This window comes from Pauljensenia sp. UMB6358, from assembly GCF_030216865.1.
Taxonomy (GTDB): Bacteria; Actinomycetota; Actinomycetes; order Actinomycetales; family Actinomycetaceae; genus Pauljensenia; species Pauljensenia turicensis_A.
Genome location: NZ_JASOMS010000006.1, coordinates 120,584 through 144,978, shown reverse-complemented (window position 1 = coordinate 144,978; position 24,395 = coordinate 120,584). Strand labels below are relative to the sequence as shown.

The 24,395-nt window shown below is 58.3% G+C and carries 22 protein-coding genes and 3 tRNA genes; 8 read left to right on the top strand and 17 right to left on the bottom strand.

The annotated features are described in order from the left end of the window. Positions 1-31: 31 nt before the first annotated feature. The 3 genes from ettA to orn all read right to left on the bottom strand — a co-directional run bounded on the left by ettA (position 32) and on the right by orn (position 3,404). The gene (ettA, locus tag QP381_RS06000) at positions 32-1,714 is read right to left on the bottom strand and encodes an energy-dependent translational throttle protein EttA (RefSeq protein WP_006681223.1); all 1,683 of its coding nucleotides are present in this window, start codon (positions 1,712-1,714) and stop codon (positions 32-34) included. A gap of 141 nt (positions 1,715-1,855) precedes the next feature. Then, complete coding sequence (locus QP381_RS05995) at positions 1,856-2,584, bottom strand: single-stranded DNA-binding protein (RefSeq protein ID WP_285068080.1); 729 nt, start codon at positions 2,582-2,584, stop codon at positions 1,856-1,858. A gap of 193 nt (positions 2,585-2,777) precedes the next feature. After that, complete coding sequence (gene orn, locus QP381_RS05990; protein WP_285068079.1) at positions 2,778-3,404, bottom strand: oligoribonuclease; 627 nt, start codon at positions 3,402-3,404, stop codon at positions 2,778-2,780. Between the two features lie 299 nt (positions 3,405-3,703). Here orn and ilvA point away from each other — a divergent pair, with 299 nt between their 5' ends. Beyond that, positions 3,704-5,005 (top strand): threonine ammonia-lyase IlvA, encoded by a 1,302-nt coding sequence (gene ilvA, locus QP381_RS05985; protein ID WP_103631904.1) that lies wholly within the window; start codon positions 3,704-3,706, stop codon positions 5,003-5,005. A 95-nt stretch (positions 5,006-5,100) separates the two neighbouring features. Here ilvA and QP381_RS05980 read toward each other — a convergent pair whose 3' ends face one another. From QP381_RS05980 to rpmF, 5 genes are all read right to left on the bottom strand, one after another. After that, positions 5,101-5,532 (bottom strand): winged helix-turn-helix domain-containing protein, encoded by a 432-nt coding sequence (locus QP381_RS05980; protein ID WP_285068078.1) that lies wholly within the window; start codon positions 5,530-5,532, stop codon positions 5,101-5,103. A gap of 313 nt (positions 5,533-5,845) precedes the next feature. Next, positions 5,846-5,918, bottom strand: a tRNA-Arg gene (locus tag QP381_RS05975). A gap of 240 nt (positions 5,919-6,158) precedes the next feature. Beyond that, positions 6,159-6,449, bottom strand: a complete 291-nt coding sequence (locus tag QP381_RS05970; RefSeq protein ID WP_285068077.1) for a putative quinol monooxygenase — start codon at positions 6,447-6,449, stop codon at positions 6,159-6,161. An 85-nt stretch (positions 6,450-6,534) separates the two neighbouring features. After that, a complete protein-coding gene (locus tag QP381_RS05965) occupies positions 6,535-7,743 on the bottom strand; it encodes a cation:proton antiporter (RefSeq protein ID WP_285068076.1) in 1,209 nt (402 codons plus the stop codon). Positions 7,744-7,992: 249 nt separating this feature from the next. Beyond that, entirely contained in the window at positions 7,993-8,163 is a 171-nt protein-coding gene (gene rpmF / locus QP381_RS05960) for a 50S ribosomal protein L32 (protein ID WP_006681230.1), read from the bottom strand. A 276-nt stretch (positions 8,164-8,439) separates the two neighbouring features. Between rpmF and QP381_RS05955 the strand changes: the two genes are divergently transcribed. From QP381_RS05955 to QP381_RS05940, 4 genes are all read left to right on the top strand, one after another. After that, complete coding sequence (locus tag QP381_RS05955) at positions 8,440-9,081, top strand: IMPACT family protein (RefSeq protein WP_219585201.1); 642 nt, start codon at positions 8,440-8,442, stop codon at positions 9,079-9,081. 250 nt (positions 9,082-9,331) lie between these two features. After that, the gene (gene cysK / locus QP381_RS05950) at positions 9,332-10,264 is read left to right on the top strand and encodes a cysteine synthase A (protein ID WP_285068075.1); all 933 of its coding nucleotides are present in this window, start codon (positions 9,332-9,334) and stop codon (positions 10,262-10,264) included. Between the two features lie 181 nt (positions 10,265-10,445). Further along, positions 10,446-11,054: a serine O-acetyltransferase gene (cysE, locus tag QP381_RS05945; protein ID WP_006681233.1), complete on the top strand. Its 609-nt coding sequence runs from the start codon at positions 10,446-10,448 to the stop codon at positions 11,052-11,054. A gap of 176 nt (positions 11,055-11,230) precedes the next feature. Further along, positions 11,231-11,722 (top strand): GNAT family N-acetyltransferase, encoded by a 492-nt coding sequence (locus QP381_RS05940; protein WP_006681234.1) that lies wholly within the window; start codon positions 11,231-11,233, stop codon positions 11,720-11,722. Positions 11,723-11,844: 122 nt separating this feature from the next. Here the strand turns inward: QP381_RS05940 and QP381_RS05935 are convergent, their stop codons facing one another. Beyond that, a complete protein-coding gene (locus tag QP381_RS05935; protein ID WP_006681235.1) occupies positions 11,845-12,807 on the bottom strand; it encodes an Fpg/Nei family DNA glycosylase in 963 nt (320 codons plus the stop codon). A 222-nt stretch (positions 12,808-13,029) separates the two neighbouring features. Continuing rightward, complete coding sequence (locus QP381_RS05930) at positions 13,030-15,960, bottom strand: leucine--tRNA ligase (protein WP_285068074.1); 2,931 nt, start codon at positions 15,958-15,960, stop codon at positions 13,030-13,032. Positions 15,961-16,077: 117 nt separating this feature from the next. On the opposite strand from QP381_RS05930, the gene QP381_RS05925 reads away from it, so the two are divergent. Further along, entirely contained in the window at positions 16,078-16,518 is a 441-nt protein-coding gene (locus QP381_RS05925) for an HIT family protein (RefSeq protein ID WP_285068073.1), read from the top strand. 30 nt (positions 16,519-16,548) lie between these two features. Here QP381_RS05925 and QP381_RS05920 read toward each other — a convergent pair whose 3' ends face one another. Further along, positions 16,549-17,328: a metal-dependent transcriptional regulator gene (locus QP381_RS05920; RefSeq protein ID WP_006681238.1), complete on the bottom strand. Its 780-nt coding sequence runs from the start codon at positions 17,326-17,328 to the stop codon at positions 16,549-16,551. 97 nt (positions 17,329-17,425) lie between these two features. On the opposite strand from QP381_RS05920, the gene QP381_RS05915 reads away from it, so the two are divergent. Further along, positions 17,426-17,498 (top strand) — tRNA-Lys (locus QP381_RS05915). A 187-nt stretch (positions 17,499-17,685) separates the two neighbouring features. Here the strand turns inward: QP381_RS05915 and QP381_RS05910 are convergent. Next, entirely contained in the window at positions 17,686-18,162 is a 477-nt protein-coding gene (locus tag QP381_RS05910; protein WP_006681240.1) for a peroxiredoxin, read from the bottom strand. Positions 18,163-18,311: 149 nt separating this feature from the next. On the opposite strand from QP381_RS05910, the gene QP381_RS05905 reads away from it, so the two are divergent. Beyond that, positions 18,312-19,880 carry a Na+/H+ antiporter NhaC family protein gene (locus QP381_RS05905; RefSeq protein WP_285068072.1) on the top strand — a complete coding sequence of 523 codons (1,569 nt, stop codon included), beginning with the start codon at positions 18,312-18,314 and terminating at the stop codon, positions 19,878-19,880. Positions 19,881-19,990: 110 nt separating this feature from the next. Here the strand turns inward: QP381_RS05905 and QP381_RS05900 are convergent. The 5 genes from QP381_RS05900 to QP381_RS05880 all read right to left on the bottom strand — a co-directional run bounded on the left by QP381_RS05900 (position 19,991) and on the right by QP381_RS05880 (position 24,330). Next, positions 19,991-20,071: transfer RNA gene (locus QP381_RS05900), tRNA-Leu, on the bottom strand. A gap of 128 nt (positions 20,072-20,199) precedes the next feature. Beyond that, on the bottom strand, positions 20,200-21,330 hold the full coding sequence (gene mnmA / locus QP381_RS05895) for a tRNA 2-thiouridine(34) synthase MnmA (RefSeq protein ID WP_103631911.1): 1,131 nt from the start codon (positions 21,328-21,330) through the stop codon (positions 20,200-20,202). A 12-nt stretch (positions 21,331-21,342) separates the two neighbouring features. Then, a complete protein-coding gene (locus QP381_RS05890; RefSeq protein ID WP_103631912.1) occupies positions 21,343-22,551 on the bottom strand; it encodes a cysteine desulfurase family protein in 1,209 nt (402 codons plus the stop codon). Further along, positions 22,548-23,537 carry an electron transfer flavoprotein subunit alpha/FixB family protein gene (locus QP381_RS05885; protein WP_103631913.1) on the bottom strand — a complete coding sequence of 330 codons (990 nt, stop codon included), beginning with the start codon at positions 23,535-23,537 and terminating at the stop codon, positions 22,548-22,550. Before QP381_RS05885 ends, QP381_RS05890 begins: the two co-directional genes overlap by 4 nt. 1 nt (position 23,538) lies before the next feature. Further along, the gene (locus QP381_RS05880; RefSeq protein ID WP_179369744.1) at positions 23,539-24,330 is read right to left on the bottom strand and encodes an electron transfer flavoprotein subunit beta/FixA family protein; all 792 of its coding nucleotides are present in this window, start codon (positions 24,328-24,330) and stop codon (positions 23,539-23,541) included. Positions 24,331-24,395: the final 65 nt, after the last annotated feature.

The following is a 24,395-nucleotide window of genomic DNA, read 5'->3' as shown; positions in this document are numbered from 1 at the left end:
GCTACGCTCCACTTCCTGGGCTCTACGATTCTCAGTCGCGCGTCAGCTTACGGTGCGTGACGCGATGCGGGTTCGCCGCATCCTGACCAAGGCGTTCGATCTTGTTCTTCTCATAGGACTCGAAGTTTCCCTCGTACCAGTACCACTGAGCCGGATCCTCTTCGGTACCTTCCCACGCAAGAATGTGAGTGGCCACGCGGTCGAGGAACCAACGGTCGTGGGTGACGACCACGGCGCAACCGGGGAACTGCAGAAGAGCATTTTCCAGCGAACCGAGGGTTTCGACGTCCAAGTCGTTGGTCGGTTCGTCAAGGAGCAACAGGTTACCGCCCTGCTTGAGCGTCAGTGCCAGGTTCAGGCGGTTGCGCTCACCACCGGACAGAACACCAGCAGGCTTCTGCTGGTCCGGCCCCTTGAAGCCAAACGCAGACACGTAGGCGCGTGACGGCATTTCAACGTTTCCGACCTGGATGTAGTCGAGTCCGTCAGAGACGACCTCCCAGAGGGTCTTATCCGGATCGATGCCTGCGCGAGTCTGGTCAACGTAAGAGATCTTGACGGTTTCACCGATATTCAGTTCGCCACCGTCAAGAGGCTCCAGGCCAACGATGGTCTTGAACAGGGTCGTCTTACCAACACCATTCGGGCCAATGACGCCGACAATGCCGTTACGCGGCAGGGAGAACGACAGTCCATCGATCAGCGTGCGATCGCCGAAGCCCTTTTGTAGGTTGGTTGCTTCGATGACGATTGAGCCCAAGCGCGGGCCTGGCGGAATCTGAATTTCTTCGAAGTCGAGCTTACGAGTGCGCTCCGCTTCGGCAGCCATTTCCTCGTAGCGTTCCAGACGAGCCTTCGACTTCGCCTGACGGCCCTTCGGGTTCGAACGAACCCATTCAAGTTCCTCCTTCAGGCGCTTGGCAAGCTTCGCGTCCTTCTGTCCTTGAACCTGCAGACGCTTTTCCTTCGTCTCCAGGTAGGTCGAGTAGTTGCCCTCGTACGGGTAGAGGTGCCCACGGTCAACTTCAGCGATCCAGCCTGCAACGTGGTCAAGGAAGTAACGGTCGTGGGTAACCGCGATAACGGCACCAGCGTAGGTGGACAGGTGCTTTTCCAGCCAGAGCACGGACTCGGCATCCAGGTGGTTCGTCGGTTCGTCAAGCAGTAGCAGATCGGGAGCCTCGATCAGCAGGCGACACAGTGCTACGCGACGACGCTCGCCACCGGACAGGACGTTGACGGGCTGGTCTGCCGGCGGGCAACGCAACGCGTCCATTGCCTGCTCAAGTTGGGAATCAATATCCCAAGCGTTCGTAGCATCGAGTGCGTCCTGGAGCTTGCCCATTTCTTCCATCAGAGCATCGAAATCCGCATCCGGATTCGCCATCTCTTCAGAAATCTTGTTGAAACGATCGAGCTTCGCAAACGTATCTGCCGCACCCATACGAACGTTCTCAATCACGGTCTTCGTATCATCAAGCTTCGGTTCCTGCTCAAGGATGCCGACGCTGTAACCCGGGGTCAGGCGAGCTTCGCCATTACTCGGTTCGTCAAGGCCTGCCATAATCTTCAAGATCGAGGACTTACCGGCACCGTTCGGACCGACCATACCGATCTTCGCGCCCGGGAAGAACGACATAGACACGTCATCGAGGATTACCTTATCCCCGTGCGCCTTACGCGCTTTAATCATCTGGTAGATGTACTCAGCCACTGGTCTCCATCCAACATGTGGGTGTGCATGACAGTAAAACTGTCCGTTTATCCCCTCCATGCTAAGCCACACCCACGCTGAACCCCACACGACTGCTGAGAATTACAGCGTGGGCGTGACCACGTCCACGACCTCGCGAGCTTATTTATCCTCTGGGCACTTGTCCTTGGGATAAGTGAAGTTCCCTTTCGTCTTCACCTTCGCCTGATCAACACGTCGATTCTTCCCCACCGTTGTCTTCAGAGTCGACGATTGCTCTTGTCCGCACGACCCATCGCAGGCTTCATCGCCACATTCTGGGCCTGTCAATGGTGCGGTATCACCTTCGCTTTCCTCACCAATAGCGTTCAACGCAGTTAAAGGAGAGTCTTCAAAACTTGCTCCCAAAGGGTCAGAGACCCCACCCCCGGAGCTCATCCTCACGTTGGCCCCAGAAACATCAGACGTTGAAGTAAGCGTGGCCACGGCCTCGTCCCTCGAAGAAAGAACAGAACCGCCCTCTGAAGGCGAAGGCATATTCTTGGTCCATGTACTCCTTCCGCTGGTCAAGTCATGCCCGATCGTTTGAGCGTTAATGACCACTTCAGAGCGAATATTTCCGTCAGAATCCTTCCACGCATTCGCGCGAGGGCGCCCCGTCACAATCACGGGCTCGCCCTTCGCCAATGAATGCAGGGCATTATCGGCAAGCCGATCCCACGCATGAACCGAATACCACTGAGTACGCCCCTGCGTCAGAACCCCGTCAGCAGACGCGAACCAGTGTGTGACCGCCAAGCGGAAACGGATCGTCACGTGGTTGTTCGCAGTCTTCGATACACGCAAGTCTGTGCCAATACGGCCTCGCAAAGTAATCGTCGTGTCGCTCATCAGTGTCTCCTTCATCCTCGCTATTGAGCTGACACGATGAGCTTGAAACTCAATTGGCGAGGGCGCTCATACATCCCTCGCCAATTGTGGATAAGTGGCACATGAGCGAAATTGTGGATAACTCCTATCCGCAACCGTCCCTGCTTTGCAATAACGCGACCGCAATGCTGGCGCGAAACCGAGTTAACGCAGATCAGGCACCAATACGTGGAATCTCAAGAGCCAGAGTTTCCTTCAGCGCTTGAGCCGCAGCCTCGGAAGAAACACGGTGAGACGGGAACAAAACGCGACGGAAATACTCAAGTTCCTGGATAGATTCCAGAATGTCCGCGAGCGCACGGTGACCACCGTGCTTGGTCGGTGCGCCGTAGAACGCGTTCGGGTACCAGCGCTTCGCCAGTTCCTTCAGGGAAGAAACGTCGATGATGCGGTAGTGAAGGTGGTCGATAACACTGGGCATATATTCCTCGAGGAACATCTTGTCCGTGCCGACCGAGTTACCGGAAAGAAGAGCTTTTCCGGGGGTAGGAACGAACTGCTTGACGTACGACAGAACCTGGTCTGTTGCTTCTTGGAGCGTCAGCCCGTTTTCAAGTTCTTTAAGCAACCCGGAGGTCGTGTGCATGTTGCGCACGAAGTCGTTCATGTGCTCCAGTGCAGCTGCTGGGGGCTTGATCAGAACGTCGATGCCTGGGTCAACTATGTTCAGGTCGCCGTCAGTGATAACGACGGCGACCTCGACCAGCGCGTCGGCTTTCACGTTGAGGCCGGTCATTTCGCAGTCGATCCATACCAATGGATCCTTCAGTTTCTTCGTCACTCGCTTATTTTACCGCGGGGTTTTGAGCCCTCTTGCGTGGGACGTGCCACCTTCGTCGCACCCGCGCGGGTGCTCCCTCTCCCCTTTCGCACACATTGACGAGGCTCCCCTGAAGCTCGTTCCAATTTCGCAGTCCTCACGGGGGAGCAGAATATATCCCCACTGATGTATTTTCTCTGACCGCCACGTGATCGCCATCGAACGCAGGTAGGCAAGCGGTTTTAGACTGTATCCGTTCGCCGTACGCACCCGCGCCGGCTTGCGACCGATTCCTGGTTCCCGATCGATTGAAGGACCTGATGAGCGACACAACCGCTTCCACGTTCCACACAAATGCGACTCCTGCGGATATTGAATCCGCATCAAAGGTGTTGCGTGGCGTTGTTCACCGCACTGCGTTGGCGCGTTCTGAACGGTTGACGGACGCGATTGGTGCCCCGGTGCTGCTCAAGCGTGAAGATACGCAGAAGTGCCGTTCCTTCAAGGTTCGAGGCGCCTACGCACGTATGTCGCTATTATCTGCAGCTGAACGTGAACGTGGCGTCGTCTGTGCCTCGGCAGGTAACCATGCGCAGGGCATCGCCTATTCGTGCGCTCACCTGAAGGTTCACGGCACGATTTATCTGCCGTCGAATACTCCTCGTCAGAAGCGCAATCGTATTGCTGCGATCGGTGGTGATTGGGTCGAGCAGGTCATCGTTGATGGCACCTTCGACAAGGCAAACGCGCTGGCGCAGGAAGCTGCGCGCGCGACTGGGCGCACTTACGTTCACCCCTACGATGATCCGATGACGATCGCGGGCCAGGGCACGATCGGCGTTGAGTTGCTCGAACAGATGCCCGAGAACACGGTGGCAGTCCTCGTTCCCGTCGGTGGCGGTGGATTGCTTGCTGGCATCGCGACGTGGATCCGCGCTAAGCGGCCCGAAATCAAGATCATCGGCGTCGAGCCCGAAGGGGCGGCCTCGATGCACGCTGCCCTGCATGCTGGCGAGCCAATTACGTTGGCATCGGTTGACCCGTTCGTTGACGGCACCGCTGTTGGTCGTGCGGGAGCTCTCGCCTACGACGCTACCCGCCTGTACGTCGACGATGTACTCGTTGTTCCCGAGGGCGCAGTGTGCACGGAAATGCTCGACCTCTACCAGTCCGATGGCGTCATTGCTGAGCCGGCTGGCGCCCTGGCATCGACCGCGATCCGTTCCTACCTGTCAACCCCTGAAGAGCGCGAACGCTACCTGGGTGACTCTGATGGTGCAATCATCGCGATCGTGTCCGGTGGCAATAACGACCTGACACGTTACGCCGAGGTTATGGAGCGTTCGCTTCGTCACGAGGGCTTGCGCCACTACTTCCTGGTCACGTTCCCCCAGCAACCGGGGGCTCTGCGCCTCTTCCTGCAGGATGTCCTTGGCCCGCACGACGACATCGTTCACTTCGAGTACACAAAGAAGAACAATCGAGAATCTGGGCCCGCCGTTGTTGGCATCGACATTGCGGCGAAGGATGACATCGACGGGTTGCGCCGACGCATGGCAGATTCGCCCCTGCACGTCGAAGAGCTGCATGCGGATTCGGAGATTTTCCGCCTGATCATCTGAGGCGTCACGCTAGTTCCACTTGCGAGCGCTTTCGGTAAGCGTGTGGCTTTCTGTTATTCACGAGGCTGGCCACGTTTGCCCGGCCTCGTGGCATGTTACGCGGCCAGAGTGTGCGTGAGCGTTGCGTGGACGCGCACGCCTTCACCCGTGTTGAAGCGGTAGCCCTGGCCTCGAACAGTCGAGATCAGTCCGGGGGCCTTAGCGAGCTTCTTACGCAGGCGACGAATGTGTGCGTCAACTGTACGCGAGTCGGAGCCAAGGCCAGCGCCGTTCCAGACGGTCGAAAAAAGTTCTTCGCGTGAAACTGCGCGATCAGCGTTCAAGGCAAGGTGAGTAAGTAGCTCGCGTTCCTTTGCACAGAGGGCAATGCGGGCGCCTCGGATGGCCAGTTCCCCGCGGTCAGCGTTGAACTCAACGCGAGCGGGAGCAAGGCGAAGGTGCGCGAGGATCTCAAGGAAATCGTCGAAAGACGTTTCGGGGGTTTCATCGACGACGGCAGAGTTTGCGGGGGTGTTGACCAGAGTCATGGTGTATCCAGGTTTCTTTGGTGCCGCTACCCAGCTTTGTTCACAAAGGGGCTTTTAAGTCACAGCGGCAGTGATTGACAGAGGTTCGAGGGCGTCAATCACATACACATTCGCTCACGCACAGTGGTGCCCTGAAGGCAGCACATTTCGTAAGCGAAGGTCGTCATGGTTGTAGTGTGCCGTATGAGTGTCGCACTTTTCCAGAAAGTGACCACATTGTGAGACTTTGTAACACGCGCTGATTCGCTCTTGACGGTGCGCCAAGATAAACAAAACCGGCCTGATCGCAGAAAAACTACGATCAGGCCGGTTGCGCCCCTGACAGGACTCGAACCTGCAACCTCGGGATTAGAAGGCCCTTGCTCTATCCATTGAGCTACAGAGGCATTGCCGGGAGCGCCCACCTCGAGTGGGCTTCGACGCGAACCAAGTTTACCGGCACCGGGCGTCAACGCCCAAAGATGTCACCACCGTGCATTCTTCGACGCAGACACAACGCATGTGTGCCCGGCCTCGTTCATCATCCATCACCGAACGCGCACGATGCACCCAACCCCAAAAGGCAGCAAAGAAAAGCGCCGGAGCGGCCACCCACCCCGGCACTTTCCTCACGCTCCAGTGCGCGTTCACTCCACTGCGTCAAGGAACGTTAGCTGTGACTCCGGCTCCTCGATGATCTGGTTCAGGCGATCGTTGAAGACCTTGCCGTAAGGCATATTGATGTGCGCCTCGAACGCCGCGTCATCGGCGTACTTCTCAAAGACAACGAACGCGCGTGGATTGTCAACCTCACGATGAGGCTCAAACGTCACATTCCCCGGCTCCGTGTGCACGTTGCGCGCCAGGCCGGCGATCATTTCCGCAACCTCGTCTTCGAAGCCTTCCTTGGCAGTAAAGCGAGCAATCAGAATCTTCATCGTGATCTCCTTCGATCAAGTCCACTTGGCGACCACTTCTCCGCTGGGTTTCATCCAATCGACGAGGCCGCGCTCACCTGTCATTCTATTCCGCTTCTACTAGGGCGCGGGAAGGAAAAACCTTATTTTCAAGGGAGGCAAGCAAGGGGAAGAAGAGGACCGACGCGGCGCCGGAAGCCACCAGGATTGATCCGATATCTTCGGCCATCACGCCAGCATTCACGGCCACACCCGTCACGGCAACGATGATCGGCAGACCCGTCGCACCGTAGAGACCAATCCTCGTGGCATCGCGCCATGTAGTTTTCTCGACCGTGCCAACGAAGCGTTCAATCAGCACAATGGGCAAGCCTCGAACCACCAGGATGACAGTCACGAATGCCACCAGCAACCAAGGGCGCTCAATGACGGCGCTCAGCGAAATATTCATACCCGAGGTCACGAAGAAAACCGGGATCAGGAACGAGAAGCCAATCGTCCGTAGTTCCCCTTCAATCGCACTGAAGTTCACCGGAGACAGCGCGTGGACGACGACGCCGGCGGCGAACGCGCCGAGGACAATGTCGAGGTTCAAGACAGCGGAAAGCGCCATCAGACCGGTCAGGATTGCCATGACCACGCGCATCAGCGTCTTCGACGAAGTCTGTGCACCGCGCAAGATCACGCGACCAATTTCGGGGTGGCGCAGAATGAAACGCGTCGGAATCGCAACGGAGATCAACGTTGCAACGACGAAGAATACAAGGATGACGGCGGCCCAACCTGGCGAACGCGTGCCAAGCAGAAGCGACATGGCGATAACAGGAGCGAGTTCACCAATCGCACCGTGGATCAGCACCGCTTCACCAGCAGGCTTACCCATCATTCCCGCTTCCATCAGAATCGGAAGCAACGTGCCCAGAGCTGTGGACGTAAACGCAATGGCAAGTGCGATCGCGGAGCTGTAATCACCGTTACGCAATGTGACAACAGCCAGTGCAAATGCGGCAAAGAAACAGATCAGCCACGTAATCGCAGCAACGCGACCAGGCTTGGCACGCACTTGCGAAATATTGATTTCAGTACCTGCGATCAGGAACAGAATTCCCATACCGATCTCACGTAGCAGGTGTACGGAATCCGAGACCTGAGCGATCCCCAGAACTGAGGGTCCAATGATGACACCAAGAATTAACAGCCAGACTACATCCGGAACGCGCTTACGAGTCGCAGAAGACAAGAGCGGAGCCAAGAGAGCTGCCAAAGCAATAACAAAAAGGGACACGAAATCTTGGCTGAGGTTCTCCGAGCTCATCGGGTGAAGGCTCTGCCCCGAAAGAGCTGAAACTAACGCATTATTGTGCACGTGCTTACTCTAAAAACCCTTGTGCCTTTTCCACCACTAAAAAGGCGTATCCCACATTCTTTGCGGCATCTCACTCCCGACGGTCGGGCATGTCATGCGAGGCGACACAAACGACAATCACACTCAGTCAGGCTCGAGAAATCGGGTACGGAAAAGGCCCGGCACATAAGCACCGGGCCTCAACTGCAGGATCGAGGGTCAGGCCTCGACGTCCAGCAGACCGTTCTTGTATGCCTTTGCCAAACGACGCGGGATACGAACCTCACGGCCAGCAACCTTGACGGTGTTGAGCTCGGTGAGATCTGCCTTCCACGCGGAGCGGCGCGTGCGGGTGTTCGCACGGGACATCTTTCGCTTCGGAACTGCCATTGAATCGTGCCTCCCCTCTCTTCTCGGTAGTCGTATGGTCGGTTGGTGGCTCAAAAACGAGCCGCCGTCCGACGCCAGAACGTCGCGAGAAGGACCCGACCGGCCCATTCCCACCGACGGCAACCCGAAAATCGTACCATGAACGCCCGTTTTGCCCCTAGTTCGATACTCTGCCTGAGATGCGATCCTCATTACATGTTCCGCGCCTCTCATGCCATCAGCTAGGTTAGAGGGCGACATCGATGCTGTAGAGGTACATGAGGAAGAGGGGTGAAAATGGGAGTCATTCATACCGTGCGGTCGGGTACTCGGATTGAAAACGAGATCGAGATTAAGCGCTCCCGTTTCATTACGACTCTCGCTCGCACCGATTCCTCCGACGAGGCACGCGCCCTGATTAATGAGGTCAAGGCCGACAATCCGCAGGCTCGCCACAATTGCTCCGCATTCCTTATTCAGGTTGATGGACGCGATCCTCATCAGCATTCGAGTGATGACGGGGAGCCCTCGGGCACTGCCGGTACGCCGATGATTGATGCGCTCCGTCTGGCTGGAGTGTGGAATGTGACCGCCGTTGTCACCAGGTATTTCGGAGGAATCCTCTTGGGTGGGGGCGGCCTCGTGCGCGCGTATTCATCGTCTGTATCCAAAGCGCTCGCCCTGGCACCGAAGGCGAAACTAGTTTCGCTAGACGTGCTGGAAACTCGGGTTTCACTTGCCCAGGCTGGCAGGATTGAAGCTGAGTTGAGGAATGCGGGTGCGCAGATTCTTGGCATCGATTGGGAGAGCGAGGCCGCGATCCGAATCGGCACACTTCCTGATTCTCGCGCGTTTTTTGAGGCGCAGATCCTTGCTCTGACCTCGGGTGTTTCAAAGTTTCAGATGATGGGCACCACGAGAGTCGAAGTAGACGAATAGCCCCAATTGTTTTAAGATTCAATTATGACATGTGATGACATGACACTCGCCCCGTGCGGAACTCACCGTCCGGTCACACCGCGTCGCCTTCTTTCGTGTTAATTGGGCGAATGACTTTTCTGGCGCTCAGCGTCGTCATTCGCCCTGACGTATGAACACATGCGTCGTATACCACGAAATTTTTTCTGACTTCGCACGTTGTACTTACCGTGCACTGAATGATCAGTAGTCAAGCTTTTAGGAGACTCTCATGTCGAACATTGCTTCCAACGTTGCAGAACTCATTGGCAACACTCCCCTGGTTCGTATTAATAAGCTCGCCGGTGAAGGCGTGGACGTCGTCGCCAAGGTTGAAGCATTCAACCCTGCCTCCTCCGTTAAGGACCGCATCGCCGCATCAATCATCGACACAGCAGAAGAATCTGGCGCCTTAAAGCCCGGTGGCACCATCATCGAAGCAACCTCCGGCAACACCGGCATAGCACTGTCAATGGTCGGCGCAGCCCGTGGCTACAAGGTCGTCATCGTCATGCCGGCCTCCATGTCCCTTGAGCGCCGCATCATCGTCCGCGCATTCGGCGCAGAACTCGTTCTGACCGACCCAAAGGGCGGCGTTTCCGCAGCCGTCGCCGAAGCAGAGCGCATCCACGACGAGCGCCCCGGCTCAATCATCGCCTCGCAGTTCGCCAACCCCGCAAACCCGGCAATCCACGTTGCCACAACGGGCGAAGAGATCTGGGAAGACACCGACGGCGAAATTGACGTTTTCGTCGCAGGCGTCGGCACCGGAGGCACCATCTCCGGTGTCGCAAAGACCCTGAAGGCCAAGAACCCGAACATCAAGGTCATCGCAATTCAGCCCGCAGAATCTCCGCTTCTCACCGGCGGCTCTGCTGGCCCGCACGCAATCCAGGGTCTGATGCCGAACTTCGTTCCGGACAACTACGACGCTGAGATCATCGACGAGGTCATCTCTGTTGAGAGCGCCGAAGCACTGAAGTTTGCTCGCCTGGCAGCCGCTGAAGAAGGCCTGCTGGTTGGCATTTCCTCCGGCGCAGCCCTAGCCGGTGCAACCGCTGTTGCAGCTCGCCCTGAATTTGCTGGCAAGAAAATCGTGACCCTGCTTCCTGACACCGGCGAGCGTTACCTCTCGACCGCTCTGTTCGAGGAATACAAGGACTGATGTGCTTCAAGCCGACAGGACGTCGACAAAGCGAGAAGCTGAAGAGAATGCGGGGCGCGGATCATCCCTCGCCCCACATTTTCCTTAGCCCACATTGCGATTGAGCGCTGAACACGCGCGCTCAATCGTCCAACCTCGATAGGATCAGTTCTGTTCACCGTTACCCCCCAAAGGAACACCCATGGCGATCAACCCGCGCCGCGCGTTCAAGCTTCTCAGGGAAGATTTACAGACAGCTCGTCATCGCGACCCAGCCGCCCAGTCAAGCGTTGAAGTTGCACTCACATATCCGGGCGTTCACGCACTGTGGGCACACCGCGTTTCGCATTCCTTGTGGATTCGAGGCGTTAAATTACCCGCTCGCATGTTGCAGTCGGCAACGCGCGTCATGACAGGTGTTGACATTCACCCCGGCGCCCAGATTGGTCGTCGCGTCTTCATCGACCACGCGACGGGCGTTGTTATTGGCGAAACCGCCGAGGTCGGCGAAGATGTCGTCATCTTCCACGGCGTCACCCTGGGTGGCGTCGCCATGACGCCCGGTAAGCGCCACCCTACCGTCGGCAATCACGTGATGATCGGCGCCGGCGCGAAAGTTCTGGGTCCCATCGAGGTCCACGACGGCGCTAAGATCGGCGCGAACGCGGTCGTGGTCAAGGACGTTCCGTGCGGGAACGTTGCGATTGGCGTGCCCGCACGCCTAATCCCGAAGTCCTGCAACGACACGAAGGATGACGATCTGATCATCGATCCCGCTTACTTCTTAGAAGAGCCGGAACTCTACATCTGATCCCAGAGGGCCCCTCCCGGCGTCTCATTCTGGTTCAGGGCACCGGCGCTACGCAGGTCCCCCGCCTTGTGTGTTTAGCCGGCCTCGTACCCTTATTTGCCCAGCTCAAGCGCACAAGGAGCACACCGGCCCCCAAAGTCCCACATAGTGTGACCCACACCACGTACACTTGGTTTATGGAACAGCGCACACTTCAAGCACCAGTTGATGCGTTGGCCGATGTCGAACGCCCCGAGGGTATCGAGATCGCAACGCTCACCCGTTACGACATTCCGATGCTCGCAGCCCTGACCCTGGACGCGTACGGCGAAGAAAACACACCCGAGGCCATGCTCGAGATTTCGGAAGAACTCCGCATGACCTTCGAAGGGGCATTCGGTGCGACGACCGAAGATTCTTTCGTTGGCGCATGGGATGGTGGCGCACTGATCGGCGCCATCGAAGTCGTCAGAGAATCCCCGTGGGATGACGCTCCCGACGGCCCGTTCGTCGTCGATCTTGTCGTCGCCCCGGAATACCGTCGTAAAGGCATCGCAACCGCCCTCATCGCAGAGGTCGCACGTCGTTGCCAGGATTGGGGATTCGACGGCCTGTCCTTGACGATCGATTCGCGCCACATGGGGGCCGCCAGCCTCTACGACGCGCTCGGCTTCACCGACGTCAAATAATAGGTTCGCCTACTGTGGCTTCCGCGACCGTTTCTGCCCGCCAGTTTCATGGCAGGCTGGGCGGTTATTTCACCTTGGTCATTTTCTCCGATTGACCAGGTTCAGCCCGCTTAACCAGCGCCTTATCGCTGACAGCTGGGGCACCAGAACAGACGACGGTTCTGCATGAGCGCTTCGCGGATCGGCGTGCCACAGCGCAGGCAGGGACGCCCGGTTCGGTGGTAGACATACCAGCGTGACGCTTCCTCGTCACCTTCGATCGGTGGGTTGGGTGCTTCGTCGGGATCCATCGTTTCGAGGCGCCCCGCAGCGAGCCCCCGATTCATGAGGTCGCAGATCAGAACCCAGAGGTCCTTCAGTCGCTTTTCGGAAATGTTCGCCCCCTTGCGATAGGGCGAAATTCCGGCGAGGAACAGGGCATCCGCACGGTAGATGTTGCCGACGCCGGCGATGATGGACTGGTCCATAACGATCTCGCCGATATTGCGCTTCTTGGAGTGAGCAACCGACGCGAATCGCTTCGCCGATTCCTTATCGTCGCGCGCTCCATCTTCCAGCGGGTCAGGACCGAGCTTGGCCTCGGCAACCTGACGTTCTTCGTCGTCGATCAGCTCACAACGGTTCGGACCGACCAAATCGGCAACCGCGTGGTCGTTGAACATGCGGAAACGCACCTGACCAACAGGGGCCGGAGGCTCCCAACTTCCAGCTTCAGCCTGACCGTAGCCTTCGCCCCAGCGGGTTTCTGAGTGCCCGTCCCACTCCCCCTTCGGAACGGGAGCAACGCGATGCGCGACACCGTAGCCTTCATCAACGACAGTCTCATCACCATTGAAGCGCCACCATCCGTACAGGCCCAGGTGAATATGCATCCAATCCTGGGGCCACGCATCGGGCACTTCAGGCGAAACAAAACCGATAAACATGTGCTTGCCGTGGACACGCACGCACTGAATCAGCTTGCCGTCGAGTTGCTTAGCTGAAGCGCTGAAACGCCCCTGCGGGGATGAAGCAGACACAGTTCCCCCGACAAAGAGCTCATTGAGCGTCGATGCAAGACGACGGATGGCATCACCTTCAGGCATGAATGACCTTTCATCTGGGATCAAACGATAACTAGGCGGTTGCGGCTGGTAGCAACCCGCTTCATGGTGTTGCGAAGCGGTAAAGCTCCAGCCTTTTTCGCACGCTACCGTCGCAGGCTATCGCTTCTTGGTGAGCCTCGCTGAAGATGCCACTGCTTGATAAAAAACACTGCGGCGCGAAGCTCACCGCTTCGCGCCGCAGTGTTGCCATCACAATCGCGATCAGCGCGGGAGCACCACGTTGACCAGGCTCGGCTTGCGCACGATCACCTTCAGAGGTTCACGGCCTTCAAGAGCCTTGACGATCGGCGCCTGAGCCAGAGCCTCGGAACGCAGATCCTCTTCACTGATCGACGGCGAGACCTCGAGGCGCGCACGAACCTTACCGTTCACCTGAACAATCGCGGTGACACTCTCTTCGACCAGTAGCGATTCGTCAGTGACAACCGGGAAGGGCTCGCGAGCCAGTGACTCACCGTGTCCCAGACGCATCCAGAGTTCTTCTGCGATGTGCGGGGCAACAGGGGAAATCATCAGAACCAGGGGTTCGATGGCTTCACGCGGAACCGACTTCAGGCCGGTCAGGTGGTTGTTGAGGACAATCAGCTTCGAGACCGCAGTGTTCACGCGCATGTTCTCGTATTCGACGGTGACATCGGCAATCGTACGAGCAACCAGACGCTTCGTCTCAAGATCTGCTTCTTCGTCGGTAACGGTCACTTCACCGGTTTCCTCGTCCAGCGTGTTACGCCAGAGTCGCTGCAAGAAACGCTGCGAGCCGACGACTGCACGGGTTTCCCACGGACGCGAGACATCCAGCGGCCCCATGGACATTTCGTACACGCGGAACACGTCGGCGCCATAGGCGTCATACATTTCGTCCGGGGTGACGATGTTCTTCAGCGACTTGCCCATCTTGCCGTATTCGCGGGTCACCGGCTGACCCTGATAGGTGAAACCTGTTGCCTCGTCGCCTTCGATTTCGTCGGCGGGCACATACTGTCCACGCTCGTCCTTGAAGGCGTAGGCCTGAACGTACCCCTGGTTGAACAGCGTGTGGTACGGCTCTGCGTCCGGCACGTGACCCAGGTCGAAGAGAACTTTCTGCCAGAAGCGCGAGTACAGCAGGTGAAGAACCGCGTGCTCAACGCCACCGACGTACAGGTCGGTGCCACCGGATTTTTTGCCTTCGCGCGGGCCCATCCAGTAGTCGAGGTTCTCAGCCGAAGCCAGCGCCTTGGAGTTCTTCGGATCGGTGTAGCGCATTTCGTACCAGCATGAACCTGCCCACTGTGGCATCGTGTTGGTTTCGCGACGGTAGTTCTTCGGGCCATCGCCGAGATCCATGGTGACGTTCACCCATTCTTCGCTTCGGCCAAGTGGCGCTTCCGGCGCGGTGTTCGCGTCGTCAGGGCCGAAAGTGCGCGGCGAGTAATCGGACACCTCGGGAAGCTCAACGGGAAGCTGATCTTCGGGCAGAGCATGTGGCAGGCCGTCCTCATCCCAGACGATCGGGAAAGGCTCACCCCAGTAGCGCTGGCGAGAGAACAGCCAGTCACGCAGGCGGTAGGTGACGGTTCCACGGCCGAGGCCCTTGGATTCCAGCCATTCGATCATCGCAGCCTTGGCTTCATCCTTTGCCAGGCCGTTCAGACTGATCTCGTCATTCGCCGAATCAACAGCAACGCCGTCGCCGGTGTACGCCGACTCGGTCAAATCGTGGCCGTACGGATCATCAGCTGCGCCGATAGTGCGAACAATGTCGAGCTCGTACTTGTTCGCGAATTCCCAGTCACGATCGTCATGCGCGGGAACAGCCATGATCGCGCCGGTGCCGTAGCCCCAGAGGACGTAGTCGGCGACGAACACGGGCACCTTGTGGCCGTTGACGGGGTCAATGCCGTACAGGCCGGTGAAGACGCCGGTCTTCGTGCGTTCTTCGTCGGCGCGTTCGGTTTCCGACTTGCCTGCAGCCTGGGCGCGGTAGCGGGCAACCGCCTCGCGCGGGGAAGCTGCGCCATCCGTCCATGCGTCCTTCGTGCCTTCAGGCCACGAGGCCGGAACCGTGAGTGCAGCTTCGTCATCGTCGTTGCCGGCAACCGTGCCACCAAGAATCGGGTGTTCGGGCGCAACAACCATGAAGGTGGCGCCAAACAGAGTATCGGGGCGAGTCGTATAGACCTCGAGGTTGTCGACGCTTGCGCCGACTTCGCTTGCAGCGGGAACGTCAAAGCGGACCGTCGCACCTTCGGAGCGACCGATCCAGTTGCGCTGCATCGTACGGACCTTGTCGGGCCAGTCGATCGTGTCAAGGTCGTCTGCCAGGCGCTTGCCGTAAGCGGTAATGCGCATCATCCACTGGCGCAGATTGCGCTTGAAAACCGGGTAGTTGCCTCGCTCGGAGCGACCTTCGGAGGTGACCTCTTCATTCGCGAGAACGGTACCCAGGCCCGGGCACCAGTTCACGGGAGCCTCGGACACATACACCAAACGGAAGTCGTTGACGACCTTCGCCTTTTCGACGGCGTCAAGGTCTGCCCAATTGCGGCCGTCCGGAACTGCAACCTGGCCGTTGGCAAGCTTCTCTTCGAGCTCAGCGATCGGACGCGCGGCACCGATGGAGCCATCGGGAGCGGTTGCTTCCGGGTCGAACCAGGAGTTGAAGATCTGCAGGAAGATCCACTGGGTCCAGTGCACGTACTCGGTGTCGGTCGTGGCCAGCGAACGGCGACGATCGTGGGACAAGCCAAGACGACGAAGCTGGCGACGCATATTCGCGATGTTTTCCTCGGTCGTAATGCGCGGGTGCTGACCGGTCTGCACGGCGTACTGTTCTGCCGGCAGGCCGAAGGCGTCGTAGCCCATTGTGTAGAGGACGTTTTCGCCCTGCATACGGCGGAAACGAGCAACCGTGTCGGTGGCGATGTAGCCCAGCGGGTGACCAACATGCAGACCCTTGCCTGACGGGTAGGGGAACATGTCAAGAAGGAAGAAGGGCTTCTTTTCCGCTAGAGGCCCTGCGAACTCACCCACCGGGTTGTCTGCGTTAAAGGTTCCTCGTTCGTCCCACCGATCCTGCCATGCGGTTTCAATCTGACCGGCAAGTTCAGCGGTATAGCGCTGTGCGGGTTCCATGTTGGAAGCCTGGCTCATCAGGGCCCTCCCCTTGATATTTCGACATTCTTCGCCGTATCAAGGGTAGACCATTCGCGCGAAAACTCGCCTCCTCATCTCTAGCCACGAAGGTCCTTCTGGGGTGAGAATGGCCTCATGGCTACAGTCTTTGAAAACATCATTTCCGGCGTCTGGGCAGGTCGCTTCGTGTGGACCGACGACGAATGCGTTGCATTCGCGACCATCGACCCTACCTCTCCCGGCCATGTTCTAGTCGTACCACGTACCCCGTATGAGAAATGGACGGATGCGCCCAGTAACGTCGCCACGCACCTTATGAAAGTCGCGCGAATCATCGGAATCGCCCAGGAAAAAGCATTTGGAGTCCCCCGCGCCGGCTTGGTCATCGCAGGTTTCGAGGTCCCTCACACGCACCTTCACGTGATCCCGCTACGCACAGAAGCTGATGTCCTTCTGTCGAACGCAGTGAAGGCAACGGATGAGGAACTGGACAAGGCAATGACAAAACTCCGCGACGCCCTCTTGTCGCAGGGGCACGGCTCTCACGTTCCTGAAAGCATGACTTCGCTGGGTTGATCTCCCAGCTCAAACAACGCTCGATCGTGTTTAGTCCTCGAGCGGCGACACCATCACGATCGACGCAACATCGCCAGCCAAGCGGACGCTTCGACCAGCACCCACGGTGGGAGCGGTCGCTTGGCGTATTTCAAGCGAAACCTGACCGGCCTGGTCAATATCGACGATACGGACCAACGCGTCTAGGCCGATGCCCTCACTATCGAGAATACGCAAGAATGCAGAGTCTTCGTCGGACAGGCGGGTGACGCGATACCACTTCCCCACCTCAGCGCCAGCAGTTTTCTTCGATGTCGCAATCAACGGGTAAATCACGCGTTCAACCACCGACCCATCCTCGCGCGGGATCAGGTCACCGTGCGGATCACGCTCAGGCTTGCCCAGCGCTTCATCGATATGCGCAAGAAGACGATCTGAGATCGCATGTTCCAGAATCTCAGCTTCCTCGTGGACCTCGTCCCACTCGAAGTTCAGGCGATCATGCAGGTAGGTTTCCAGCAGACGGTGACGACGCACCATTGAGATAGCAAGCGCGCGCCCCGCATCCGTGAAGTGGACTTTCCGATAGGGCTCATGCGTGACCAAACCATTCGCCACCAGACGCGATACATTCTCTGACGCGGTCGACGCAACGACTCCCATCGCGCTAGCCAGGTCATTCACGCTCATGCCGTGCTTTCCGGATTCTTCGCCACCCCACAAAGTCTTCAGATAGTCCTGCGCCATTCGCGACGACGACGCCCATATTGAATCCACCGGCTCTAAGGTCGAGGAGGTCGAATCAACTGATTTCGGCGTTTTTCCGGTCATATCGAACTCCCCGAGTGTGGTGTGGTGGTCTTCTCACCTGCTATTTTTGCATTGATCTGCCCGAAGCGGTAAAGTTTCATATCGGTCGCACGACCCCGCGTCATTAGCTCAATTGGCAGAGCAGCTGACTCTTAATCAGCGGGTTGAGGGTTCAAGTCCCCCATGACGCACAAACGAAAACGGAGCAACCAATCGGTTGCTCCGTTTTGTCGTTGCCTGCCCTGTATGAGTGTTTCTGTCCCTGCGTCGAGAAGCGATGATGAGACACGGCGATCAAGGAAAGACGTATAGGGCGACAATTCCAGCACTAAAAACCGATTCATCGCCTCAGACGACAAGGCTAGCCACACGCACGTATCAGTCGTCCAGACCGAGGTCGCGACGCAGGCGCGCCACATGACCCGTTGCCTTCACGTTGTACTGAGCAAGCGCAACCGTTCCATCCTTGCCAACAACAACGGTCGAACGAATGATGCCCGTGAAGATACGGCCGTAGTTCTTCTTTTCACCCCACGCGCCCCACGGTTCAAGGATTGCATGCTCAGGATCGGAGATCAGCGGGAAGTTAAGTCCCTGCTTCTGAGTGAACTTCTCCAAGGCGGGCATTGTGTCAGCGCTTACGCCCACAACCGTGTACCCAGCTGCCTTCATTGTGTTCAGGTTGTCACGGAAATCGCAGGCCTGCGTCGTGCACCCAGGGGTCGAGGCCTTCGGATAAAAGTAGACGATAACGCCCTTTTCACTGCCCGCAAGCAACTCGGTCAGTGAGATCAGTCCCTGCGTAGATTCAGCGGTAAATTCTGGAGCCTTCGCTCCAATTTCAAGTTGAGTCATGTTGAAAGCATATCGACGCCGATAGCGCTGTGCTCGCCGAATCCTGCACTACCCGCGCAATTAAAATGTCCAGAGTAAGAACACCGAGGGCGCGGCCTCGTGCGCCTTGCCTAGCCTGAATTCATCCCAACTGTATTGAGGAGACCCCCGTGACCGAGGCATACCCCGTTCTCACACTCATCCCACCGATTCTTGCGATTGCTCTTGTCATCACGACCAAGAAGGTCATCATGTCGCTCGCAGCCGGCGCTATCTCCGCTGCATTCCTTATCGAAAACGGCGGGATCGTCGCAACAGTCGTCAAAATCTGGGGTGCTTTCTCTCAGATTTTCTGGACCGAAGGCGCAATCAACGCCTATTATGTGCTGATTCTCTTGTTCCTTATCACGTTGGGCATCATCACCTCGCTTGTCCTGATGGCTGGTGGCACCGCAGCGTTTGCAGAATGGACGATGACGAAGATCAAAGGTCGGCGAGGCGCGCAGATTCTCGCCGCCGCACTCGGTACCGCGATTTTCATTGATGACTATTTCAACGCGCTTGCCGTCGGCCAGGTGGCGCGCCCCGTTAGCGACCGCCACAAGGTGTCTCGCGCGAAGCTCGCCTACCTCATCGACTCATCGTCGGCACCGGTCGCTGTTCTTGCACCGTTTTCTTCGTGGGGCGCTTCGATCATCGGCATCATGGCACCGATCGTTGCAGCAACCTCAATTCAGGTGACCGACGCGGGCGCATTCCTGCGTAGCGCGGGCATGAACTATTACGCCATCGGCGCAGTTGTCCTGTTGTGGCTGACCGTCATCTTCGAAGTCGACTTCGGCCCGATGCGACGTGAAGAACGTCGCGCGGTCGAGCACGGTCACGTCTACGATCCGGGAGAGCAGATTCCCGGCCAGTTGACCGACAACCTACCACGTCACGAACCTGGCGCCATGCGCGCACTGATCGTCCCCTTCGTCATCCTGATCCTGGGGGTTCTTGCTGGTATTGCGTGGACCGGCCACTCTGCTTCTGAGTCGTGGAATGCCCTGGATATCTTGGCAAACACCGACGTCGCCGTGTCGTTGAATGTCGGTGGTGTTCTTGGCCTGATCTCCGCGGCGTACTACTACTTCCACTACACGCACGAGGATCCTGCTTTCGAGCTGAAGACTGCCGGCAAGGGTGTCGTCGAGGGCGCTCGTTCAATGCTTCCGGCTATCGAGATCCTGCTGTTCGCATGGATGCTGGGCTCGCTCATTTCTGAGCTCGGTACCGGCGCCTACCTTGGTGCGCTGGTTGAATCCTCAAGCCTGCCTGCCCAGTGGCTGGTGCCACTGATGTTTGTCATCGCAGGCGCTATGGCGTTCGCGACGGGCACATCGTGGGGTTCCTTCGGAATCCTGCTCCCGATTGCCGGCGAAGTCATGGCAGCTGTTCCCAACGGTTCCGACCTGCTGATTCCCGCGTTCGGCGCTGTTCTTGCTGGAGCCGTCTGGGGCGACCACTGCTCCCCGATCTCCGATACGACGATTCTGTCGTCGACCGGCGCTGGCTGTAACCACATCACGCATGTCAACACTCAGCTTCCCTATGCGCTTGCCGGTGCGGGAGCTGCGTTGCTTGGCTACATCACGTTCTCCCTCACTGGTTCAGGCCTCATCGGTCTGGGGATTGTGCTCGCAGTGCTCATTGGGCTGACCGTGTTTGTGCGTACTCGCCTGCCACTCATCGCCTGATCCCTACGATTCACGGTTTTGCCTCCGAGACTTTCCTCTTGGAGGCAAAACTGTATTCGGCCTATTCGACGAAAGAAGGACACCAGCATTCAACTGGTGTCCTTCCGTTGTGCGCGAGATGGGACTCGAACCCACACGTCAAAGACACTGGAACCTAAATCCAGCGCGTCTGCCAATTCCGCCACTCGCGCGCGAACCTGTTTTCGAAGGCGACGAGGTTCCGCATGGAACCTATGCCCACAAACAGTGCTCGTTTAGTGTACAAGGTCAGTGACAACCTCGGCGAACTGAGCTTATCCGTGGACCTCGTAAGAAAACATCAGGCTACGAACGACGAGGCTCGGCTTGCCCGCATGATCGTTGCTTCCCCCAAGACACGGGTGTCACGGTACATGACCAGCGACTGGCCGGCAGCAACGCCACGGATCGATTCGGAAAGGGACACGACCAACCGGCGTTCTGCTCCTTCACGCGCCTCGTCTTCGGAGTCGTGCTCGACTAGGGAAACGGGGACGGGCGTACCGTGGGCGCGAACCTGAACGAACAGGTCATCCGTTGAGGCCCCCAGATCATCGGGAGCTAACCAGACGACGTCCTCGCATTCAATTCGATCCACGCTGAGCAGAGTCGATGCTCCAACGACGACCTGGTTCGATTCCGGACGAGTTTCCAGAACATAGCGAGGCTTGCCATCTTCGGCGGGACGATCAATATGCAGACCTCGTCGCTGACCAACCGTGAAGTTCCAGTAGCCCTGGTGGGTGCCAAGGACCTCGCCGTCGGGGCTCACGATCTCACCTTCATCGCTACCCAATCGAGTGCGCAAGAAGCCCTGCGTATCTCCGTCGGGAATGAAGCAAATGTCGTAGGAATCCGGCTTGTTGGACACACCCAGGCCAAGACGCTGCGCTTCGGAACGCACCCACGCCTTGGTGGGGGCATCACCAAGGGGCAGTAGAACGCGTGACAGTTCATCACGCCCCATGATTGCCAGAACATACGACTGGTCTTTCAGAGAATCTGCGCCACGGTGCAATTCCGGGCCGGATGGACCATCAACGATTGCAGCGTAGTGGCCGGTGCAGACAGCATCGAAACCCAGTGCCTTCGCGCGCGTTGCAAGTTCACGGAATTTCACGAACTCGTTGCAACGCACACACGGGTTCGGCGTATGCCCCAGCTTGTACTGTTCAACGAAGTCTTCGATGACGGTTTCTTCGAATTCTTGGGCGAGGTCCCACACGTAGAACGGGATCCCCATGATTTCGGCTGCTCGCGCAGCATCGCCAGCGTCTTCAACGGAGCAACACCCTCGCGAGCCGATACGGCATTCCTGCGGTTGACTCGACAAAGCCATGTGGACGCCGACAACATCATGGCCGGCCTCGACCGCTTTCGCTGCAGCGACAGCCGAATCCACGCCTCCGGAAAGTGCGGCAAGAACACGCATTCAATTGTCCTTTCAGTGGGTTCGACCGTGCATGCGGTCTCGATCGTGAGAGTCTAACGCCTGCCCTGCAAGGACGGCGCGTTCAAGAGCATCCACGAATGCATCAATATCCGCTTCGGTCGTGTCATGTCCGGTGGAAATGCGCAGGACTCCCAGCGCTTCAGCTTCGGTGGCTCCCAGGGCCAGGACGACGTCGGACGGACGCGTCACCCCCGCGTGGCACGCAGAACCAGCAGAGACGTGGACATCTGCCATGTCCATCGCCATCAGTACCGCTTCAGGGTGCGACGTCGGAATCGACAGATGAATGATCGAGGCCAACGCGTCATCCGGAGAGACAGTGAGTCGCGCATAGTCCGGCAGAGCGCGGGCCAAACGATCACGCAGAAGCGCCGCGCGGACCTGCCACTCTTGGCGCTGAGCAACCGTTTCTTCAAGCGCTAGCGCGAACGCGCACGCGCCGGCAACGTCGGGGGTTCCTGAACGAATGCCACGCTCGTGTCCTCCACCGGGACGATCGGTGGGGATCTTCAGTCCACGGCGAGCAACCAGCACGCCAGTCCCTGCCGGCGCACCAATCTTGTGGCCACCCACGGTCATCAAGTCAACGCCGAGTTCCGCATAGGACACGTCCATCAGAGACATTGCCTGCGCGGCATCGGTGTGGGTCAGTGGACGCTGAGCGATCGGCATGGAGCGACCATCAAGTGCCTCGACCATCTGCGATACCGGCTGAATTGTCCCGATTTCTGAGCTGACCAGGGTGAGCGAAGCAAGAGAACACTGGTCTTTCACCTGCGCCAACGCGTCAGTATTGATAACGCACACGCCGTTGGACGCCACAGGGAAAAGCTCAACAGCAAACCCGCGCGATTCTAAATACTCGCGCTGATTGCCTACAGCATCGTGCTCCACCGGGGACAGAAGAACCGTGTTCCGATCAGCGTTAAATGCCCGCCCAGCGAGCGCTCCCCCGTGTACGCCGATGGCATCTGATTCGGTGGCACCCGACGTAAAGATCACTTCGGGCTTCTCGCAGCCCAAGGCAATAGCGACACGTTCGCGGGCGTCCTCCAACATCCTCTTTGCGCGTCTACCGCCACCGTGCAACGAGGCCGGGTTCCCGGGATGAGCGCTGAGCTCACGCTGAGCCTCGACCCATGCCTCCAACGCTGAAGGACGGATCGGGGTTGTTGCAGCGTGATCCAGGTAGTGCGTCACTCGGCGTCGCGCGCCTTCTTGATTTCTTCCAGTGCAGCAGGAATAACCTCGAACATGTCGCCAACAACGCCGAAATCTGCGATCTCAAAGATCGGAGCATCAGGGTCATCGCAGACAGCGACGATGTGGGCGCTGGACTGCATACCAACCGTGTGATGGATAGCTCCGGAAACACCTAGACCAATGTAGAGATTCGGCGACACTGACAGACCGGTCTGGCCGATCTGCATGGTACGCGGTGCCCAGCCTTCATCGCAGACAACGCGAGTAGCGCCGACTGCCGCGCCGAGTTCATCTGCCAATTCATTGACGATGTTCATATCGCCGTTTGTTCCGCGACCGGCGACAACAACGGTGGAAGCTTCGGTCAGCGATACGCCCGTTGTCTCCAGTGCAGACGAGCAGACGACCGTCACCGCACGGGCCTCATCGCTGAGCTCAACGTCGATGGATTCGGCGACCGGAGTGACCGGCGCGAACTCGAGGACGTCAAAGGATCCGGGTCGAAGCGCCACAACCGGAAGCGAACCCGAGACCTTCAGGCGATTCGACCACGAGCCCGCGAGCGCGGTGGTCGTGACAACCAGGGAGTCGTTGTCAACCTCAACGCCGATGGCGTCGCAGACAACTCCGGAGTTGGTCAGGGTGGCGATACGAGACGCGACTTCACGGCCTCGGTAGGTCGAGACAACGAAGAGGGCTCCGAAATCCTGTGTCGTGACTGCGGATGCGACGGCGTCTGCGACGACTGCGCTGACGCGTGCGCCGGAGTGGTCAATACCGGGGACGAGGACCTTTTCCACGCCGAGGGTGCCCAGCGTGGTCATATCCGGGTTCGTGGTCAGGGAAAGTGCGACAACTCCAGCGTCACTCAACGTGGACGCGAGAGAAATGATCTGCGCCGATGCTGGGGTCAGGTGCCAGCCGTCGGTGTCACTGCCCTGGTGGTCAGCAAGGACGAGTATTGGTTGAGAAAGAGTTGCCATGTCACTTCACCACTTCGAGGAGGTACTGGGCCAGTCGGAGGCCTGCATCACCGGAGTCAGGGATGATCGTTCCGGCGTTGTCGCGGGTGATCTCGTTGGATTCGAGGACCTCGGTAACCTGGCCACGCTGGGCGATAGCTGAGCCTGCATCGCTTTCTTCGATGTCGGCCAGTTCCCAGGTGTCCATTGGCTTCTTGCGTGCGGCTTTCATGGCCGCGAATGCCGGATAGCGGGGTTCGTTGATCTGGTCGGTGACTGAGACAACTGCCGGCATGGGTGCGGAAAGGACGTCCTCGTACCCGTCGGCGTTGCGCTTGATTTCAATGCTCGAGGCGCCGGTATCGACGGAGATTTCGTGGGCCAGACCGAGCAACGGGAAGTGTAAGCGGGTCGCAAGCGCCGCGGGAAGCATTGAGGTCATCGAGTCGAGCGATGCCATACCCGTAATAACAAGGTCAATGGGTTTTTCGTCGGCGAGCGTCTGAATGGCTCCAGCCAATGCGAGCGCGGTCAGACCGGCATCAGCTCCAGCCAGCGCCTCGTCGCTGATAAGAACACCGCGGTCGGCCCCCATCTGGAGGGCGCGCATCAGGGCGTCTTCAGCGTCCTCGGGCCCCATGGTCAGGGCGATGACTTCACCGCCGTTATCTTCGACCAGTTGAACGGCTGCTTCAATGGCGTTTTCATCCAGTTCGTTGAGGATGTCATCTTCGCCACGAACAATGCGACCATCTTCGAATCGGCGTTCCGACTGCATGTCTGGAACGTGTTTCACGCATACGACAATTCTCATAGCTTCTAGCGTGCCACAAAGGGCGAGTAAGCCCGAAGAGCAAGGGGTGTGAGATGGGTTTTCCC